General features: G+C 57.7%; 21 protein-coding genes and 1 pseudogene. 8 read left to right on the forward strand and 14 right to left on the reverse strand.

Features of this window, described 5'->3' with window-relative positions; genetic code table 11:
* The first annotated feature begins 199 nt into the window (after window positions 1-199).
* The gene (locus CAF74_RS22425) at window positions 200-502 is read left to right on the forward strand and encodes a hypothetical protein (protein WP_085747799.1); all 303 of its coding nucleotides are present in this window, start codon (window positions 200-202) and stop codon (window positions 500-502) included.
* Between the two features lie 290 nt (window positions 503-792).
* The gene (locus tag CAF74_RS22430; RefSeq protein WP_003179963.1) at window positions 793-1,005 is read left to right on the forward strand and encodes a cold-shock protein; all 213 of its coding nucleotides are present in this window, start codon (window positions 793-795) and stop codon (window positions 1,003-1,005) included.
* A 72-nt stretch (window positions 1,006-1,077) separates the two neighbouring features.
* On the opposite strand, the gene CAF74_RS22435 is transcribed toward CAF74_RS22430, so the two are convergent.
* Both CAF74_RS22435 and CAF74_RS22440 read right to left on the reverse strand, forming a co-directional pair.
* Window positions 1,078-1,395, reverse strand: coding sequence for an I78 family peptidase inhibitor (locus CAF74_RS22435; protein ID WP_085747800.1), 318 nt, complete (start codon window positions 1,393-1,395; stop codon window positions 1,078-1,080).
* Between the two features lie 167 nt (window positions 1,396-1,562).
* Window positions 1,563-1,868, reverse strand: a complete 306-nt coding sequence (locus CAF74_RS22440; protein WP_085747801.1) for a hypothetical protein — start codon at window positions 1,866-1,868, stop codon at window positions 1,563-1,565.
* Between the two features lie 129 nt (window positions 1,869-1,997).
* On the opposite strand from CAF74_RS22440, the gene CAF74_RS22445 reads away from it, so the two are divergent.
* A complete protein-coding gene (locus tag CAF74_RS22445) occupies window positions 1,998-2,210 on the forward strand; it encodes a hypothetical protein (RefSeq protein ID WP_085747802.1) in 213 nt (70 codons plus the stop codon).
* 33 nt (window positions 2,211-2,243) lie between these two features.
* Here the strand turns inward: CAF74_RS22445 and CAF74_RS22450 are convergent, their stop codons facing one another.
* The 8 genes from CAF74_RS22450 to CAF74_RS22485 form a co-directional block, all read right to left on the reverse strand.
* Window positions 2,244-3,272, reverse strand: coding sequence for a nucleoside hydrolase (locus CAF74_RS22450; RefSeq protein WP_085747803.1), 1,029 nt, complete (start codon window positions 3,270-3,272; stop codon window positions 2,244-2,246).
* A 44-nt stretch (window positions 3,273-3,316) separates the two neighbouring features.
* A complete protein-coding gene (rbsD, locus tag CAF74_RS22455; RefSeq protein WP_007956017.1) occupies window positions 3,317-3,721 on the reverse strand; it encodes a D-ribose pyranase in 405 nt (134 codons plus the stop codon).
* Window positions 3,718-4,635, reverse strand: coding sequence for a ribokinase (gene rbsK / locus CAF74_RS22460; RefSeq protein ID WP_085747804.1), 918 nt, complete (start codon window positions 4,633-4,635; stop codon window positions 3,718-3,720). The genes rbsD and rbsK overlap by 4 nt, the downstream gene beginning before the upstream one ends.
* Window positions 4,636-4,659: 24 nt before the next feature.
* Complete coding sequence (locus CAF74_RS22465; protein WP_085747805.1) at window positions 4,660-5,679, reverse strand: LacI family DNA-binding transcriptional regulator; 1,020 nt, start codon at window positions 5,677-5,679, stop codon at window positions 4,660-4,662.
* A 3-nt stretch (window positions 5,680-5,682) separates the two neighbouring features.
* A complete protein-coding gene (locus CAF74_RS22470) occupies window positions 5,683-6,660 on the reverse strand; it encodes an ABC transporter permease (protein WP_064594871.1) in 978 nt (325 codons plus the stop codon).
* Complete coding sequence (locus CAF74_RS22475; protein WP_085747806.1) at window positions 6,657-8,210, reverse strand: sugar ABC transporter ATP-binding protein; 1,554 nt, start codon at window positions 8,208-8,210, stop codon at window positions 6,657-6,659. The genes CAF74_RS22470 and CAF74_RS22475 overlap by 4 nt, the downstream gene beginning before the upstream one ends.
* Before the next feature lie 55 nt (window positions 8,211-8,265).
* Window positions 8,266-9,222 carry a sugar ABC transporter substrate-binding protein gene (locus tag CAF74_RS22480; RefSeq protein ID WP_007956008.1) on the reverse strand — a complete coding sequence of 319 codons (957 nt, stop codon included), beginning with the start codon at window positions 9,220-9,222 and terminating at the stop codon, window positions 8,266-8,268.
* 200 nt (window positions 9,223-9,422) lie between these two features.
* A complete protein-coding gene (locus CAF74_RS22485) occupies window positions 9,423-9,875 on the reverse strand; it encodes a hypothetical protein (protein WP_085747807.1) in 453 nt (150 codons plus the stop codon).
* Window positions 9,876-10,224: 349 nt separating this feature from the next.
* Between CAF74_RS22485 and CAF74_RS22490 the strand changes: the two genes are divergently transcribed.
* From CAF74_RS22490 to CAF74_RS22500, 3 genes are all read left to right on the forward strand, one after another.
* Window positions 10,225-11,313 (forward strand): asparaginase, encoded by a 1,089-nt coding sequence (locus CAF74_RS22490; protein ID WP_007956004.1) that lies wholly within the window; start codon window positions 10,225-10,227, stop codon window positions 11,311-11,313.
* 186 nt (window positions 11,314-11,499) lie between these two features.
* Window positions 11,500-11,769 carry a DUF1654 domain-containing protein gene (locus CAF74_RS22495; protein ID WP_371857356.1) on the forward strand — a complete coding sequence of 90 codons (270 nt, stop codon included), beginning with the start codon at window positions 11,500-11,502 and terminating at the stop codon, window positions 11,767-11,769.
* 4 nt (window positions 11,770-11,773) lie between these two features.
* Window positions 11,774-12,463, forward strand: coding sequence for an endonuclease (locus tag CAF74_RS22500; protein ID WP_085612799.1), 690 nt, complete (start codon window positions 11,774-11,776; stop codon window positions 12,461-12,463).
* Window positions 12,464-12,517: 54 nt separating this feature from the next.
* Here CAF74_RS22500 and CAF74_RS22505 read toward each other — a convergent pair whose 3' ends face one another.
* Both CAF74_RS22505 and CAF74_RS22510 read right to left on the reverse strand, forming a co-directional pair.
* Window positions 12,518-13,420 carry a siderophore-interacting protein gene (locus tag CAF74_RS22505; RefSeq protein ID WP_085747808.1) on the reverse strand — a complete coding sequence of 301 codons (903 nt, stop codon included), beginning with the start codon at window positions 13,418-13,420 and terminating at the stop codon, window positions 12,518-12,520.
* 86 nt (window positions 13,421-13,506) lie between these two features.
* Entirely contained in the window at window positions 13,507-13,872 is a 366-nt protein-coding gene (locus tag CAF74_RS22510; RefSeq protein WP_085747809.1) for an SPOR domain-containing protein, read from the reverse strand.
* 251 nt (window positions 13,873-14,123) lie between these two features.
* On the opposite strand from CAF74_RS22510, the gene csrA reads away from it, so the two are divergent.
* Entirely contained in the window at window positions 14,124-14,318 is a 195-nt protein-coding gene (gene csrA, locus CAF74_RS22515) for a carbon storage regulator CsrA (protein WP_003179932.1), read from the forward strand.
* A 205-nt stretch (window positions 14,319-14,523) separates the two neighbouring features.
* Here the strand turns inward: csrA and CAF74_RS22520 are convergent.
* A pseudogene (locus tag CAF74_RS22520) lies at window positions 14,524-14,980 on the reverse strand (DUF2214 family protein).
* Window positions 14,981-15,327: 347 nt separating this feature from the next.
* Window positions 15,328-15,783, reverse strand: a complete 456-nt coding sequence (locus CAF74_RS22525) for a GNAT family N-acetyltransferase (RefSeq protein ID WP_085747810.1) — start codon at window positions 15,781-15,783, stop codon at window positions 15,328-15,330.
* 265 nt (window positions 15,784-16,048) lie between these two features.
* On the opposite strand from CAF74_RS22525, the gene CAF74_RS22530 reads away from it, so the two are divergent.
* On the forward strand, window positions 16,049-17,005 hold the full coding sequence (locus tag CAF74_RS22530) for a site-specific integrase (protein WP_085747811.1): 957 nt from the start codon (window positions 16,049-16,051) through the stop codon (window positions 17,003-17,005).
* Window positions 17,006-17,010 lie beyond the last annotated feature (5 nt).

The following is a 17,010-nucleotide window of genomic DNA, read 5'->3' on the forward strand; positions in this document are numbered from 1 at the left end:
GTACGCTGCCGCTGCCAGGACTGAAGGTCATCCGGAGCTTGCGAACGCCCGAGCCAGGCATGCTAGCACAGATGAACGGTCACCGATGCACTCTGGTTTTACCGGGAGGCAAATCGTCCGTTTTATGCCAGAGTGCTGAACTTGATCGGCCTTAGGCCCCTCAGATAACAAGACATTGACCCACAAGGAGCATCCTCGCATGCGTCTTAACACCCTGCTTGCTGCAGTCGCCCCCCTCGTTTTGCTGCTGCCGTTGAGCGCCCATGCCGACTGGCCGAAGGGCGAGCGTGAGAAATACATGGCTCAGTGCACCCAGGCGGCCACTCCGCAAATCGGTGCCGCTGCCGCAAAGTCCCACTGCGCGTGCGGTGCCGATGCGATCAAGTCCTACCCGGCCAGCGACATTCAGGCACTGATGGACAACAAGGCCAGCCAGGAACTGCAGCAGAAAGCCCTGGGGCAAATTGCCAAATGCAAGGCCAATACACCGGCGAAAAAATGATGAAACAGGCCTTTTCACTGCCCCCAGCACCGCTGAAAAGCATCTGATTCAGGCCTTTTCGTACGATTTATGCAGGTTTTACAGGTTTTTTTATTGTCTTTATTTTTCGCCAGAAGCCTTTTAAACCGGGGCCTCCAGCCGAAACAGGCAGTAAAGAAAACACGACTGATTGGCAAACAGCACGTCCGGGGGGCTACCAAAGCGAACATTTCGACTATGATATCCCAGTGTGCCCAGTTGGCCTGAGCAGCACAGTACTACTGAAAATATATGTTTCTTGGAGATACACCATGTCTAATCGCCAAACCGGCACCGTTAAATGGTTCAACGATGAAAAAGGCTTCGGCTTCATCACTCCTCAAGGTGGCGGTGACGACCTGTTCGTACACTTCAAAGCTATCGAATCCGACGGTTTCAAAAGCCTGAAAGAAGGCCAGACCGTTTCCTTCGTGGCTGAGAAAGGCCAAAAGGGTATGCAAGCTGCACAAGTTCGCCCAGAGTAATTTCCCGGCGCACTAAAAAAACCCCGTCCATGTGACGGGGTTTTTTATGGGTGAAACAAACGCCCGAAAGGCTCAGCCGCAGTTGACGCGGGTGACTACCAGGTTCTGATCGGTATTCAGGTTGAGGCGATCGGAGCGGTACTCCAAAGTGATCATGTCATTCGGCTTGAGGAATCGGGCGTTCTGCGCACCGGCTTTCTTGCGCGCTTGCTCCAATAGTTCCGGCGAAGCTTTCTTGCCGAGAGCGAACTCCGCAGCCGATGCTTCACAACGACCATGTCCGGCCTCAGTCGCCACGGGATCCTTCTGCGACTCGCTGGAGGTCGTAGAGCAACCAGCCAACAGAGCAACGGCCATCAGTGCACCCAGTGACGCGAACTTCCAAGGCATTGAAGCCTCCTTATTTCAATTTTGAGCAGAGATCGTGCGACCGCCAATACGGCGTTTGGTTTCACGGTGAGTGCTATCACCCCGCCCCACAATCGGAAAAACACTGAGTGTGCCTGAGCAACGTCTGAAGCTTCACCCCGTAAAACGTCACTGAATATTAATGACGCTCAGTAGACATCTATGTAATCGAAGGGAGGATTTGGCCAGTTGTCCTTGAGCGCGTTGAAGATCTGCATGGCCCAGACTTCGTCGTTGGCCGCGACATTTCCCACGTATCCCGAGCCTTTTGCCCAAGTCTCCAGACGAAACAGCAGGCCATCGATGTCCTGGCCGCCAGTGACACCCGAAGAGATATAGGCAATGCCACCCTTGGTCACGCGCAGTTGAGTGTGTTCGTCATCACTGGCTGACGCCAGCATCCGGCGGACAGCATCAAGGGTCAGGCCGTCGGGGCTATTCAAATCGATCTGCACAGCGCAATCCTTGTTTTTTTGCGGAAACGACCAAGTGTCGCATAGCCCTGCGCTCATGCCTAAGTCGCAGTGCCAAACGCTCGGCAAAGTGGTTAACTCAAAACTCCGATCCCGCGACCGAGCCTTGCCATGACCACCGTAAGCATTACCGCCGACATCAAGGCCGCCTGGCCGCAAGGGCACAGTTCTTACAGTCCGGGCAGTCCGGAGGAATTGGCATTGATCAGCATTGACTTGCTGGTGAAGACGCTGGGAACGCAAGGCGCGCAGTCGTTCATCGCCCAGCTGTTCGAAAAGTATCCCGATGACTTCAAAGGCACATCGGACACCGAGAGGGAGTAAAAGCCCGCAAGCTGGCACCTGCGGGCGTATCGCTTACTTCAGACGTTTCAGACGCTCGGTCAGCAGATCGAAGAAGCCTTGGGCGTCGCCGTTCTCCACCCAGAAGGCGTTCTTCGGCGCCTTGAGGCCGTCATACCAGTCGACAATAGTCTGGCCGAAGGTCGGGCCTTCACGGCTGTCGACCACCACATTCACCGACCGGCCAGTGAACAGCTCAGGCTTGAGCAGATAAGCCACGACGGTGGCGTCATGCACAGGACCACCCGGAATGCCGTAGTGCTCCATATCGCCTTTGATGTACTCGTTGAGGATGTCGCCGACAATCTTGCTCGCATTGTTGTTCAGCGCCGCGATCTGCTTCAGGCGCGCATCGCTGGTCAGGATCTTGTGGGTCACATCCAGTGGCAGGTAAGTCAGTTTCACCCCGCTTTTAAGCACCACTTCCGCTGCTTGCGGGTCGGCGTACAGGTTGAACTCGGCCACCGGCGTGATGTTGCCGCCATTGAAGTGGGCGCCACCCATGATCACCACTTCCTTGATCCCCTGAACAATCTCCGGCTCCTGGATCAGCGCCAGGGCCAGGTTGGTCTGCGGGCCGAGCATCGCGATGGTGATGCTGTGCGGCTTGGCTTTTTTCAGGGTGTCGATCAGGTAGTTGACCGCATTGCCTTCGGCCAGGCCCTTTTTCGGCTCGTGCACGGTGACACCCGACAGGCCTTCCTTGCCATGGATGTTTTCGGCGTAGATCGGAGTGCGCATCAGCGGCTTCGGCGCGCCGGCGTACACCGGAATCTCTTCCCGCCCTGCCCACTCACGGGCCAACCGGGCATTGCGCGAAGTCTTGTCCAGACGCACGTTGCCGGCCACGGTGGTGAACGCGCGAATGTTCAGCTCCTCCGGTGAGGCCATGGCTAACAACAGGGCGACCACGTCATCGGCGCCCGGATCGGTGTCGATGATCAGGTCGATCTTTTCCGCCGCCTGGGCGCCGGTCGCGGTTATCACGGACAAAAGCAGCAGACTCCGAATCAATTGATGCATTTTTTGAGCATAGCGGTGCATGGCGCATTCCTTGTGCAGATGAAATCAAAAGGGGCGAACCCTGTTTAGAACGTAACTCCAGACACCAGCACGATGTTGCAGTACGGCTGGCATTCGCCCGTACGAACGATCGCTCGTGCCTGTCGGCTGAGTACTTTGAATTGCTCGTGACTGAGCAGGTCACGCCGCCCCAGCGAGCCTTCGTCATTCAGCTCGTCCAGCGTGGACAGCGCGGTCGGTTGCTTGTCGAAAATCTCCTTGGCCAGCGCGTGGCTTTCCACCTGCATCTCGCTGAGTACGACTTTCAGGGTGCTGACGAAATCCGGCACGCCATGCGTCAACGCCAGGTCGATCAGTTCGACACCCGGCGGCACTGGCAGGCCGGCATCGCCGATCACGACCATGTCGCCGTGGCCGAGGGAAGCAATCAGCCGCGACAGGGCGACATTGAGCAAAGGAGTCTTTTTCATGCGGGTTTGAATGCCTGTACGTCGGAGGTGGTGGGAATGGACGGCTGGGCACCTGCCCGGGTAACCGACAGGGCCGCAGCGACCTGCCCGAAACGAATGGCCTCGTCCTCGGTTTTGCCGGCCGCCAGTGCCGCCGAAAATCCGCCGACAAACGTATCCCCGGCGGCGGTGGTATCGACAGCCTTCACTTTGGGTGCAGGAAAATGCTGGTAACCCGTGCCGTTGGCGAACAATGAGCCTTGAGCCCCCAGCGTGATGATGACCTTGCCGGCGCCCAGTGACATCAGGTGCGCCGCAGCTTTTTCAGCGGTCGCCAGCGAGTCCACCGGCAAACCGCTGAGGGCGGCAGCCTCGCTCTCGTTGGGAATCAGATAATCGATGGCGGCAAACCAGTCTGCCGGCAGCGGTCGACTGGCCGGCGCAGGGTTGAGGATGACCGTCTTGCCCAGTTCACGTCCACGTTTCAGCGCATGGCCTACCGTGGCGTCGGGGATTTCTAATTGGCAGATGATCACGTCGGCCGCTTGCAGCACGGCGTCGAACCGGTCGATGACCGCCGGGGTCATCGAACCATTGGCGCCGGCCACGATGACAATCGCGTTCTGACTGTTGTCATCGACCACGATCAGCGCCACGCCACTGGAATCCTCCACCACGCTGACCGCCTGACAATCGATCTGCTCGGCCAGCAACGCGTCGCGCAATTGCACGCCATAGTCATCGTTGCCGACACAGCCGACCATCGACACCTGCGCACCCAGCCGTGCAGCGGCTACCGCCTGATTGGCGCCCTTGCCGCCGGACACAGTCGCGAAAGAATGGCCGATCAGCGTCTCACCGCCCAGGGGCAAGCGCGGCGCCCGAGTGACCAGGTCCATGTTCAGGCTGCCTATTACCACTACATTTGCGGACATACATCATTACTCATCAATTCGGTTTCAGCGGTATTCGGTGAACACCCCGGACAGCGGTGCAGTCGATTCGCGCAGGACAATACTCGGGGTCACGATCCGCTGATCCGTCGCCAGAGCCGGGGTGGCAATTCTTCGCAACAAGACTTCCGCGGCCATCTCGCCCAATTGCAGGATCGACTGGCCCACGGTCGTCAGCGCTGGATACACGTAACGACTCATCTGGATATCGTCGAAGCCGATCACCGACAGCTCGGCGGGCACGCGCACGTTACGTTCTGCCGCCGCTCGCAACACGCCAATGCCGATCATGTCGTTACCGGCAAAAATCGCGCTCGGCGGGTTGTGCTCAAGCAGAACCGAAGCCGCGTTGTAACCGCCGGTGCTGGTGAAGTCGCTTTCCAGCATGCGCGACGGGGCCACTTCAACACCCGCCTCTTTCAGCGCTCGAGCAAAACCGGCCTGACGCATTTGCGCGACGCTGGTACTCGTCGGACCACCGATCGTGGCGATATCGCGATGACCGAGCTCAAGCAAATGCCGCGTCGCGAGGTACGCGCCATATTCGTGATCGATGCGCACCAGGTCGGCGTCCACGCCTTCGAGTCCACGGTCGACGATCACCATCGGCGTCTTTACGCCCGCCAGTCCTTGCGCCAGACCACTGTCGCCACCTGCCGAGGCGACGATCAATCCGTCGATGCGCTTTTCCAGCAGGACCCGCAGGTAGCTGCGCTGCTTGTCCGGGTTGTCGTCGGAGTTGCAGAGAATCACGCAGTAGCCGTTACGCTCGCAGTAATCCTCGATCCCGCGCGCCAGTTCGGCGAAGTACGGGTTGAGGCTGTTGGGCACCAGCAAGCCAATAGTGGCGGTGGTTTTCGCTTTCAGCGAACGGGCCACGGCGCTCGGCACATAGTCGAGACTCTTGATGGCCGCCTCGACCTTGAGCCGCACCTCTTCGCTCACCGGTCGGGTCTTGTTTACTACGTGGGACACAGTCGTGTAGGAAATTCCTGCAAGTGCTGCCACATCCTTGATCGTTGCCATTTATCAGCCCCGTCGGCTTGCGCGTTGACTGCGATAGGTGTCGAGCACCACGGCGATCACGATCACCGCACCGGTGATGATGCGCTTGGTCGGTTCGGTCGCGCCAATCTGCGCCAGGCCGGCCGCCAGCACGGAGATGATCAACACGCCGAAAAAGGTGCTGATCACCGAACCACGTCCGCCCATCAGGCTGGTGCCGCCGATCACCACGGCAGCGATCACTTGCAGCTCAAGGCCGGAACCAGCGTTCGGGTCGGCCGCTTCCAGCCGGGAAATCTGGAACAGCGCCGCAATGCCGGCGAGCAGCCCCATCAGGCTGAACACCAGAATTTTGTAGGGCTTGGGATTGATCCCCGCCAGACGCACCGCTTCTTCGTTGGTACCGATGCCGATCAGGTAGCGACCGAACACGGTACGGGTCAGAACGGCCTGGGCAACGAAAATGACCAGCAAGGCAATGATGAACGACGGCGAAATGCCGAAGGCAATCGGGTTCGACAGCCAGGCGAAGGAATCACCGATGTAGGCCGTGCGCGAACCGGTCATCTGATAGGCCAGGCCACGGGCCATCTCCAGCACACCGAGCGACACGATGAACGACGGAATTCGCCACGCCACGGTAATCGAGCCGGTCACCGTGCCGGCCAACGCCGCAACGGCCATACCCAACAAGGCGGCCGGCAATACGCTCCAGCCCCAGCCAAGAATCGCCACGCTGACAGTGGAGGCCGCGAGTGCCAGTACCGAGCCTACCGACAGGTCGATCCCGCCGATGATCAGGACGAACGTCATGCCCACCGCCAGAACCATCAGGTCGGGAATCTGGTTGGCCAGGGTGCTGAAGGTGTTATACGACAGGAAATGGCTGCTCATGACCGAGAACAGCGCAATCATTGCCAGCAACGCGCCGGCCAGGCCCAGGTAAGTGCCGAGGCCGTAGAAATTGCCACTGGATTTGCCGGCGGAAGATGCAGTTTTCATGGGAGATCCCTAGGCGCTGCTTCGTTGAGCAACGCATCACGTTTCTGGTAGCCGGCGAACGCGGCGGCAAGCAAGTCATCCTGGGTCCAGCTGTCGCGCTCGAACGTGTCGATCAGGCGCCCTGCCGACAACACACCGATGCGGTCGCAGATCAGCATCAGCTCGCGCAAATCGCTGGACACCACGACCAGCGCTTTGCCCTGCCGAGTCAGTTCGCCGAGCAAGGCATAAATATCGAACTTGGCGCCGACATCGATACCACGAGTCGGCTCGTCGAACAGCAGCACCGAACAGTCGCGCTCGAGCCAGCGACCGATCACCACCTTTTGCTGGTTGCCGCCGGACAGCTCGGACACCAGCTGCGTCGGGCTGGAACTGCGGATGCGCATGGCGTCGATCTGCCGTTGCGCGAGCTTAGTTTCATCGCCGTTGTTGACGAACCCGCCGCTGGAAATTTCCGGCATGTTGCCCAAGGCAATGTTGGCGCTGATCGACTGACTCAGCAGCAGGCCTTCGCCCTTGCGATCCTCGGTGATCAAGGCGATACCGTTGCGCACTGCATCGACTGGCGAGCGAATGCTCACCGTTTTTGCCGGCGAACCGAGTGCCACCGTGCCGCTGTCCGCGACATCGGCGCCGAAGATCAGCCGCAAAAGCTCGGTGCGCCCTGCTCCGATCAGCCCCGAAATGCCGAAAATCTCACCGGCGCGAACCTCAAAGGACACGTCACGCACCTTGTCGGAGCGGGTCAGACCTTTGACCGTCAGGGCCGGCGCGCCGATGTTGCGAGCCCCCAGATCGATATGCTCGCCCAGCTCCCGACCAACCATCAGGGTGACCAGTTGCTCGCTGTTGTAATTGGCCATTGGCTCGACACAGACCAGGTTGCCGTCGCGCAACACGGCAATGCGCTGTGCTACCCGGGCCAGCTCTTCGAGGCGATGCGAGATGTAGATGATCGAGACGCCGCGCGCCTGCAACCGGGTGATCTGCTCGAAAAGCATTTCAACTTCGCGAGCGGTGAGCATTGCGGTCGGTTCGTCGAGGATCAGCACATGGCAATCGCCGATCAGGTTGCGAGCGATCTCGACCATTTGCTGGTGACCGATGCCCAATTCGCCGACCAGTGTGTCCGGGTCGATGGCATCGAGGCCGACTTGAGCCATGGCTTCGATGGCGGCCTTGCGCAGCTGCTTGCGACTGATCCAGCCACCGTTACTTGGCAGGTTGTCGAGGAACAGGTTCTCCGCCACCGAAAGCGTCGGCAGCAGATTGAGCTCTTGCATGACCATGCGCACACCCAGCTCTTCAGCCTGCGTGCGACTGCCGGGGCGATAGTCCTTGCCCTGGAACTGCATCTGGCCGGTGGTAGGTGTGACCAGCCCGCCGATGATCTTCGACAGGGTGCTTTTGCCGGCACCGTTCTCACCGGTCAGCGCCAGCACTTCACCGCGCATCAACGTCAGGTCGATGCCGGTCAGAACCGGTTGCGCATAGGTCTTGCCGATACCGCTGACCGAGAGGACAGCGTTCGGAGCGGAAACTGACATAAAAATCTCCATGCGCTCGCCCGGACGGACGAGCGCCGTTGTGTCGCCAGAGGACTTATTTGGTGACCAGCTCGACTGGTGTCTCAATCACACCATTCGCACCACTGTCGACTTTCTCGCCCTTGATGATTTTCAGCGCAGTCTCGATGCCAAATACCGCTTGCTTCGCGGCGTACTGGTCGGCAGTCGCCAGAACGCGGCCGTCCTTCAGCATGGGCTTGATGGCATTGATGTTGTCGTAACCGACAACCTGCACCTGACCGGCCTTGCCGGCAGCGCGCACGGCGGAAACGGCACCCACGGCCATGCTGTCGTTACCGGCCAGCAGCGCCTTGACGTCCGGGTACTCGCTGAGAATCGAAGCGGCCACCTTGTTGCCCTTGTCGATTTCCCAATCGCCGGACTGCAGGGAAACAACCTTGATCTGCGCAGCCTCCATCGCATCCTTGAAGCCAGCGGTACGCTGCTGGGCGTTGGTCGTCGTGGAGACGCCTTCAATGATGCCGACTTCGTCACCGGCCTTCAGTTGCTTGGCCAGGTACTCGCCCACCAGACGCGCGCCTTTGCGGTTGTCCGGGCCTACGAACGGAACGCTGATGTTCTTGCTTTTGATCACAGCCGGATCGAGCTGGTTGTCGATGTTGATCACAGTGATACCGGCATCGACGGCTTTCTTGATCACCGGCACCATCGCCTTGGAATCAGACGGTGCGATGACCAGCGCGTTGACCTTTGCCAGAATCATCTGCTCGACGATGCGCGTCTGCCCCGCCGTGTCGGTTTCGTCCTTGATGCCGTTGGAGATCAGGTCGAAATCGGCGGAGTGTTCTTTCTGGTAGGCCTTGGCGCCGTCTTCCATGGTCAGGAAGAATTCGTTGGCCAGGGATTTCATGACCAGGGCGACTTTGGGTTTTTCAGGGGATTCGGCGAAAGCCGAAGAGACAGGCAGTGCGGCGGATGCGGCAGCCAGCATGGCGACAGCAAGAAGACGTCCAGCGAATGGCAGCTTCATGGGTTCACTCCGATCTTATGATTATTGTGAGCAACGCTTGCGCTGGCGTAAGCTCGCTGCACCCCACGACAATTCAATCCATCGCGAAGGCCGCGCAAACGTTTGCGTAGACCGAACTATGCGAATCACGCCGACATTTGTCAACAATCAGAAATCGGTATCTCATCGCAGGGCGAATCCACGGATTCGCCCTTGAGTGTTCAAGCCGTAGTGTTGACCACATTACCGGCAGAAGAACCCTTCGACATTTCCTTGACCAGTGCAGCCGAGACTTCCAGCAGGGCACCGCTGGTTTGAGCGATCTGCCCCTGGATGGACATCACCGCTTGCGACTTGGCTTCGGGGGTTGGATAACTCGCAGCCTGCGCGGCGGCCAGTTGTTGCTGCTGCTCCTGAAGCTGCTTCTGCAGTTCCTGCATCCGTTTGAGCAGCGTCTTGATAGTGATGCTCAGATTGTCACCGCCTTGAGCCTCGCTCGCGCTTGCTTCCTGGGCAGGACCACCGGTTCTGACCTGATTGGTTTCAACCTTCTCGGTACCCAGTGCCTCGGCTGACGCATCGGCTTCAGCTTCACTCATTGCATTGATCGTCGCAGCAGTTTTACCGCCGATCGTGACCGAACCGGGATTTGAAAAACCGATAGTCAATGACATTTGAACTCCTGAAAAATTGAATCCCTGTCAAGGCGCATCGGCCAGCGCGCCGTTTTCTTTAGCAGAGATCTGGAAAGCAGCCAGTTCAGTCTGAGGACGAGGCTCGTAGTCCTTTTCGGTGAGCCGAACGAGAAAACATCCCGCGTTCGGAAACCCGGATGAGCTAGGCAAGCTCACAACCACTCTTCAAATAAATCTTGATTCAAATCATAAGGTTAAACATTTCTCTCAAGCACAGTACGACTGGTACAGATCCTGCTCCCTCCCTGCACCCCTGGCATTCAGATCGGCCCGGGGCGCATCTAGATGAACCTGCATCAGCACCGTCTCACTACTAGAGAGAAAAATAATGACATCTGCTTTGAAGAGTTTCGTTCCGGGCGCTTTGGCCCTCCTCCTGCTCCTGCCAACTGCCCTCCAGGCAAAAGAAGCTGAAACCCAGGCCAAGCTGGCCAATGTAGTGGTCTTGGCCACCGGCGGCACCATTGCCGGCGCGGGCGCCAGCGCTGCCAACAGCGCGACTTATCAGGCCGCGAAAGTGGGCATCGAACAATTGATCGCCGGCATTCCCGAACTGAGCACGCTGGCCAATGTGCGTGGCGAACAGGTCATGCAAATCGCCTCGGAAAGCATCACCAACGAAAACCTCCTGCAACTGGGACGTCGCGTTTCCGAACTGGCCGACAGCAAAGACGTCGATGGCATCGTCATCACCCACGGCACCGATACCCTGGAAGAGACCGCGTACTTCCTGAACCTGGTGGAAAAAACCGACAAGCCGATCATCGTCGTCGGCTCCATGCGCCCGGGCACCGCCATGTCGGCGGACGGCATGCTAAACCTGTACAACGCCGTGGCCGTCGCCAGCAGCAAAGAAGCGCGCGGCAAAGGCGTACTGGTGACCCTGAACGATGAAATCCAGTCAGGTCGCGATGTCAGTAAGATGATCAACATCAAAACCGAAGCGTTCAAAAGCGCCTGGGGTCCGCTCGGCATGGTGGTAGAAGGCAAATCCTACTGGTTCCGCCTGCCAGCCAAGCGCCACACCATGGATTCGGAATTCGACATCAAAAACATCAAGAGCCTTCCTGATGTAGAAATCGCCTATTCCTACGGCAATGTCAGCGACACAGCCTACAAGGCCCTCGCCCAGTCCGGCGCCAAGGCGATCATCCATGCCGGTACCGGCAACGGCTCGGTTTCCTCGCGCGTGGTTCCGACCCTGCAGGCGCTGCGCAAGGACGGCGTGCAGATCATTCGCTCGTCTCACGTCAATGCCGGTGGTTTCGTCCTGCGCAACGCCGAACAGCCTGACGACAAATACGACTGGGTGGTTGCTCACGACCTGAACCCACAGAAAGCCCGCATCCTGGCCATGGTCGCGCTGACCAAGACCAACGACAGCAAAGAGCTGCAACGGATGTTCTGGGAATACTGATTCATCCTCGCCTGATCCTTTCCTGATCGGGCACTGACTTCACCCTTCGTCAACTTGACGGAGGGTGAAGCTTGCGCCTCCTCCAAAGATAAATTTCACCTGAGTGACATCAAACCCGGAAAACCGCTGTCAGAGGATTTTCTTGAATTTTAAGCAGTTGCGAAAATGCCTACAGTTAAATACTGTATGCACGTACAGCTTAATAAGGATAACCTCGTGGCCACTTCCCCTGATGCTCCTGACGCTTACGAACGCATGGGCATGCGCGTTCAAAAAATCATCAATTCCCCCACCGCACAAAAAGCCAAAGCCGCACTGATCTTCCGCCTTCCGGACGAGCCGGTGGATGACTGGGAGCGCTTGCTGGAAGAGATCGACGAGAACGACAACGTCACCCTCGCCTACCGCGACGATGGCGGTGTACAGATTTTCTGGGTTGTGCCGAAGGAAGATTGATTCAATGATTCTGCGTTTTGCTGCTGTGCTGTTGCTGTTCATTTCCCTGGGTGCGCAAGCTGGCGCGCCGCGTACGTTCACCGAAGCCAAGAAGGTCGCCTGGAAGCTGTACGCACCACAATCCACCGAGTTCTATTGCGGGTGCAAATACACCGGCAACAAGGTCGATCTTGCCGCCTGCGGCTACGTCCCGCGCAAGAACGCCAAGCGAGCGTCCCGTATTGAATGGGAGCACATCGTTCCCGCGTGGCAGTTCGGTCATCAGCGTCAATGCTGGCAGGAAGGCGGCCGCAAGAATTGCACCCGCTACGACCCGAGCTATCAGAAAGCCGAAGCCGACCTGCACAACCTGGTGCCGAGCATCGGCGAGGTGAATGGCGACCGCAGCAATTTCAGCTACGGCTGGCTGCCGGTCGAAAAAGGTCAGTACGGCTCCTGCCTGACTCAGGTCGACTTCAAGGCGAAGAAGGTCATGCCCCGCCCTTCGATCCGCGGCATGATCGCCCGCACCTACTTTTACATGAGCAAACAATACGGCTTGCGCTTGTCGAAGCAGGATCGACAACTGTACGAAGCCTGGGACAAGACTTACCCGGTGCAAGACTGGGAGCGCCAGCGTAATCAGAGCGTGGCGTGTGTGATGGGGCGCGGCAACGAATTTGTCGGCCCGGTGAACCTGAAAGCCTGCGGTTGATTGTCTGATCAAAAGAAAAGGCCTTGAGCGATAAACTCAAGGCCTTTTTTGTGCTCAACCGCCGGATTTGTTGTGACGCCAGTAGCCCATCAGATTGAGTGACTCGCGCGGAATGCCGCGCTCCTTGATGAGGTATTTGCGCAGGCTCATGACCGCAGCGGATTCTCCGGCGATCCAACCATAGAAACACTCGCTGGCCGTATCGGCGATCTCCCACAGAATCTCTTCTTCGATGTCGACATCCGCCAGCTCGACCGCTTGCCCAACCGGCGATGCATCGACAGGCAACGTCGCCTGCTGCACGGCTTCCACCATCAACGTGCCGGCAGTTGCGTGATCGCGGATCAGCCATTGCACCGAAAGTCCGGGCCAGTCAGGAACCGCCAACATATCCTCACGACTGTCGACTTCAAAAAACGCCTGGGCCTGCGGCGGTTCAGTAAGTGTCGCCAGTTCTTCCAGGATCCCCATGGCGGCCGGCAACGCTGTGGCGTCGGCGACCAACAGAAGTTGCTTGAGCGTTTGCGGTGGCTTCCATTCAAATCCCCCCGCCTCTTGTGCCGAGAATCGGCTGTCGGGCGCCAGAATCTGCATCGACTCGCCAGGTTGCGCTCGCAACGCCCAACGGGAGGCCGGGCCGGTTTCGCCGTGCAGGACGAAATCGATATCGACTTCACCCGACTCGGCACGCAAATGACGGATGGTGTAAGTGCGCATCGCCGGGCGACGATCAACCAGCATCGAGCGGAAACGGGCGTACCACCCTTCGCCCTGAGAAAGCTTGGCGGGTGAACCGTCGGCTGCCGGGAAAAACAGCTTCACTCGCTGATCCGGCGCCCAGGTCGCCATCTCGGTGACCGTGGGGCTTGCGAGCGTGATCCGCATGAGATGCGGGCTCAATTGCTGCTTGTGACGCAAAACGACGTCGAACAACTTGTAAGGATTGGCGGAGGCCATGCGGAGCTCCTTCTGGGTATCTTCAGTGACTCCTTGAAAAACGAATCACGGGGGACACCCTTTAGTCAGCTCCGTCGAAAGGCCCCTTATTGCGTCGCCGTGCGCTCGATCACCAGCGTTTCGATGTTCTGCTTCTTCGCCTTGATCAATGCGGCGTTCACATCTGCCTGGCGCGCCTCGGCGTCAGCCTTCGAATTGAAAGGGCCGAGCAGGATCCGGGTCTTGCCGCTGGCGTCCTTGATGACACTGGCCACAAAGCCATGCTCTATCAGCCAGCCGCTGAGGTCGCTGACGGCTTGAGGAGTTTCACCGCGCACCTCCAGATCCCACTGAGGGCCCACCGCAGCTGGCGCCGTTACCACCACCGGTTTCGGCTTTTGCGCATCCACACTCTTGCCTTCGCCACATCCTGCCAATGCCAGTGCCGCGACTACCCAGACCAATTTGCGCACAACACTTCCCTCTGAATTCTCAAAGCGGCGATCTTAACATTCGAGAATACTTTCCGAGCCCCGCAAATTGCGGCATAAAACTACGAGATTGATGCCGACGGCCCCTGTATAGTTACGCGCTGGGAATTAATGCCGCTGCTGCGCGTCAGAAAGAGGCACCCAAACTGTAAGACTTCGCACTAATCTATACGTACCACCGACCTCTGCACTGTCTGAATCAGGTGCCCTACAAAGCAATCAAGGAGAAGACCATGCTGATACTCACCCGCAAAGTCGGTGAAAGCATAAACATTGGTGATGACATCACGATCACCATTCTCGGCGTCAGCGGCCAGCAAGTTCGAATCGGCATCAATGCTCCGAAGAACGTTGCAGTGCACCGGGAAGAGATCTACCAGCGCATCCAGGCTGGCCTGACCGCACCGGACAAGCCACAAACGCCCTGAGCCCTACGCAGTCAGTAGCCAGTTCGTTTGCCTGCGCGCAATGACTGGCTAAAGATTCAAGCGCCGTATTGCCATCCCCCACCTCCCTGGTGACGGCGCGTGCCACGCCACTTCCTGCCTCAACCCTTCTCGCAACCGATACTAACCGTCATTCAACGAGCTGGCTGTCGGACATTTCCGAATAGCGGCTGGGAATCTCGCCCGACTAGCCGAATGTAACGCCACGCGCCATTCCGGTGGCCGCCACGACCATCAATACCAACAGAAGCGCTTCGGCATGACTGATCCGCGCGAACATCTTTGCACGCCCCGTGTCAGGGACAGCGCCGCGCGCCTTGGACACGCGCCATTTGATCAGGGTGATCATCGGCATGAGCTCCAGAAGCAGAATCAGCACGAACAGCGTCATCTTCAGATGAAACAGTGGCTGATGCAGGTAATAGTCGGTTCCCTTCTCATAACCTGCGAAGGCGCGCATGCCGCCGGTGATGAGCAACACCAACGCCGAAAGCCCCCCAAAGATTGTCGGCTAGCAACACTCGCCCGACATCACCGGAGCCGGACGCCAAACGACTGAAGGCCGTCCCACGCGTCAACACCGCCCAGAAGCCCATGGCAAAAGCCAGTAAATGAATCGCTGCAAGAAACCAATGAACCAGCATCGATGAACTCCTGTCCGGCAGAGCTGAAATCAGCCTGACAGTAGTAGTCGAAAAAATATGGACTTGCCTGTCACCGCTCCCGGAAAACAGGAACGGGCGAGACGAGAGGCTGGGCAGAGGTGCGGGAAAGGCAAATCGCGGGCAAAAAAAATCCCAAGCAGCTGATGGAAGCTTGGGATTTAAAAATGCATAAACCGTGGTGGTGAACGCGGGGCGGATATTACTGATTTTTCCAGTATGTAACAACGTATTTTTGATAACCGGATGGTTAATAAAATCCGTAACCCCTTAAATATCCACACTATTTAAAAGGTCGCTCGCGACGGTCGGCGACGAATGGATCAAAATCAATCACGATCAATACGCGCTTGGCTCAAGAATTTTACAAAAATGAGCTCGGGATCCCCCGGATCCAGATTCTCTACCATTCCGCTGTGCTGATATTCAAGATTTGTAAGCAGCTGTCGCATCGGCGAGTTGGACGTATTGGTCGACGTGAAGATCTTTTCTGCACAAGCATGCTGCTCCAGACCGCTCACGATCTGCCGCCCCACGCCGGAACGCCTGTTCGCACTGGAGACGATCACGAGAGGTATGAACCACTCTCCAAGAAAGCTTCGATCCAGACATCCGTAGCCGACGGGAGCGCCAGGATCGTCCGCCTCGCAGACAACCCAGCACTCCTGCGCCCGTACAGCCCTCGCGATGTACTCGCGACGGCAGCTATCTTTTTCAGCGACAGGATCAATCTTCAACAGGCTTTCGATATCGCCTGGACCGGCGCGCCTGAATTGGCGACTCATGAATACACCTCTGCAAATGTGCCGGAGTGTAGCTGCGGTCGACCAAACCGAAATTTTGCAAAGGTTCTGAAATCGCAGACAACAAAAAAGGGCCCACCTTTCGGTGAGCCCTTCCAGACCGCCCAGCAGAGCGGATTTTGTTTGGTAGGCGCGATTGGACTCGAACCAACGACCCCCACCATGTCAAGGTCTGCTAGGAGCAAGCTCCAAGCCCTGCTGCTCTTGGATTTCTCAGAACGCCCATTCACATCATGAGGCGTCAAAAATGGCTAATTTCCGCTTACTTCCGTCCGGCAACTGGAATGTTCAGGTACGGGTTAAAGGTAAAGCCGCCCAATCGAAAACCTTCAGCACTAAGTCAGAAGCAGAGTCATGGGCGAAACAGATCGAAGCTGTGACGATGAATCGCAAGCATCACACTATATATACGCTGGGCATGACCTACTGCGAAACCATGCTCAAGGGGAAAGGCAGCTACAACCATGCACTGAAAATTGTTGAGCATCTAGGAAAGCACTTCACACAGCCCATTCATGAAATCACGCCGCAAATGATCAATGACTTCAAGATCATGCGATTGAAGACGGTGAAGCCATCCACTTGCAGGACGCAGCTTGCGTTCATGTCTAGGTTCTACAGGTTTGCCAAGCGGGGCTTGCTGATCGACATCCACAACCCTGTCAGTGACATCGCCCTTCCAAAGCCTGACCGTTCTTCTGACAAGGTGATCCGCGCAAGCGAGCTTGAGCGACTGCTCGCGAAGCTCTCACCAACCATGAAGCTCATTGTTGAACTGGCATACGAGACCGCCATGCGACGATCCGAAATCCTGAAGCTGACGAAAGACTGCCTGCACCTCAATGAGCGTATTGCCGACGTGATCGACGGGAAGAACGGAACGAGGTCTGTCCCCCTCACCCATCGCGCTGTTGAAATTCTTCAGCTCGCCGAACTCTGGGCCACCGTAAAACGCCATCCATATGGTTTGATCTTCACTGTAACACCCCACGCCGTCTCTCAGGCTGTGCGTCTGGCACGTGTAAAGGCTGGACTTGAGAGCAGCGTCAGGTTGCATCAGCTCAGGCACACCAGAATCACCAATGTGGCGAAGAAAGGATTCAACAATGCCCAGATCATGATCGTCTCAGGACACAGAGATACGCGCTCCGTAGCGCGCTACTCCCATCTGAATGTCAGGGATGTACTACATCTGATTGACTGACCTTC

Origin of the sequence: Pseudomonas sp. R45(2017) (assembly GCF_002112305.1) — a bacterium.
In the GTDB taxonomy this organism is placed as follows: domain Bacteria; phylum Pseudomonadota; class Gammaproteobacteria; order Pseudomonadales; family Pseudomonadaceae; genus Aquipseudomonas; species Aquipseudomonas paraglycinae.

Excerpts from the sequence above, each read along its gene's own strand:
- CAF74_RS22425 (WP_085747799.1), top strand. The coding sequence starts at position 200 with ATGCGTCTTAACACCCTGCTTGCTGCAGTCGCCCCCCTCGTTTTGCTG.
- CAF74_RS22430 (WP_003179963.1), top strand. The coding sequence starts at position 793 with ATGTCTAATCGCCAAACCGGCACCGTTAAATGGTTCAACGATGAAAAA.
- CAF74_RS22435 (WP_085747800.1), bottom strand. The coding sequence starts at position 1,395 with ATGCCTTGGAAGTTCGCGTCACTGGGTGCACTGATGGCCGTTGCTCTG.
- CAF74_RS22445 (WP_085747802.1), top strand. The coding sequence starts at position 1,998 with ATGACCACCGTAAGCATTACCGCCGACATCAAGGCCGCCTGGCCGCAA.
- CAF74_RS22450 (WP_085747803.1), bottom strand. The coding sequence starts at position 3,272 with ATGCACCGCTATGCTCAAAAAATGCATCAATTGATTCGGAGTCTGCTG.
- rbsD (WP_007956017.1), bottom strand. The coding sequence starts at position 3,721 with ATGAAAAAGACTCCTTTGCTCAATGTCGCCCTGTCGCGGCTGATTGCT.
- rbsK (WP_085747804.1), bottom strand. The coding sequence starts at position 4,635 with ATGTCCGCAAATGTAGTGGTAATAGGCAGCCTGAACATGGACCTGGTC.
- CAF74_RS22465 (WP_085747805.1), bottom strand. The coding sequence starts at position 5,679 with ATGGCAACGATCAAGGATGTGGCAGCACTTGCAGGAATTTCCTACACG.
- CAF74_RS22470 (WP_064594871.1), bottom strand. The coding sequence starts at position 6,660 with ATGAAAACTGCATCTTCCGCCGGCAAATCCAGTGGCAATTTCTACGGC.
- CAF74_RS22475 (WP_085747806.1), bottom strand. The coding sequence starts at position 8,210 with ATGTCAGTTTCCGCTCCGAACGCTGTCCTCTCGGTCAGCGGTATCGGC.
- CAF74_RS22480 (WP_007956008.1), bottom strand. The coding sequence starts at position 9,222 with ATGAAGCTGCCATTCGCTGGACGTCTTCTTGCTGTCGCCATGCTGGCT.
- CAF74_RS22485 (WP_085747807.1), bottom strand. The coding sequence starts at position 9,875 with ATGTCATTGACTATCGGTTTTTCAAATCCCGGTTCGGTCACGATCGGC.
- CAF74_RS22490 (WP_007956004.1), top strand. The coding sequence starts at position 10,225 with ATGACATCTGCTTTGAAGAGTTTCGTTCCGGGCGCTTTGGCCCTCCTC.
- CAF74_RS22495 (WP_371857356.1), top strand. The coding sequence starts at position 11,500 with ATGCACGTACAGCTTAATAAGGATAACCTCGTGGCCACTTCCCCTGAT.
- CAF74_RS22500 (WP_085612799.1), top strand. The coding sequence starts at position 11,774 with ATGATTCTGCGTTTTGCTGCTGTGCTGTTGCTGTTCATTTCCCTGGGT.
- CAF74_RS22505 (WP_085747808.1), bottom strand. The coding sequence starts at position 13,420 with ATGGCCTCCGCCAATCCTTACAAGTTGTTCGACGTCGTTTTGCGTCAC.
- csrA (WP_003179932.1), top strand. The coding sequence starts at position 14,124 with ATGCTGATACTCACCCGCAAAGTCGGTGAAAGCATAAACATTGGTGAT.
- CAF74_RS22525 (WP_085747810.1), bottom strand. The coding sequence starts at position 15,783 with ATGAGTCGCCAATTCAGGCGCGCCGGTCCAGGCGATATCGAAAGCCTG.
- CAF74_RS22530 (WP_085747811.1), top strand. The coding sequence starts at position 16,049 with ATGGCTAATTTCCGCTTACTTCCGTCCGGCAACTGGAATGTTCAGGTA.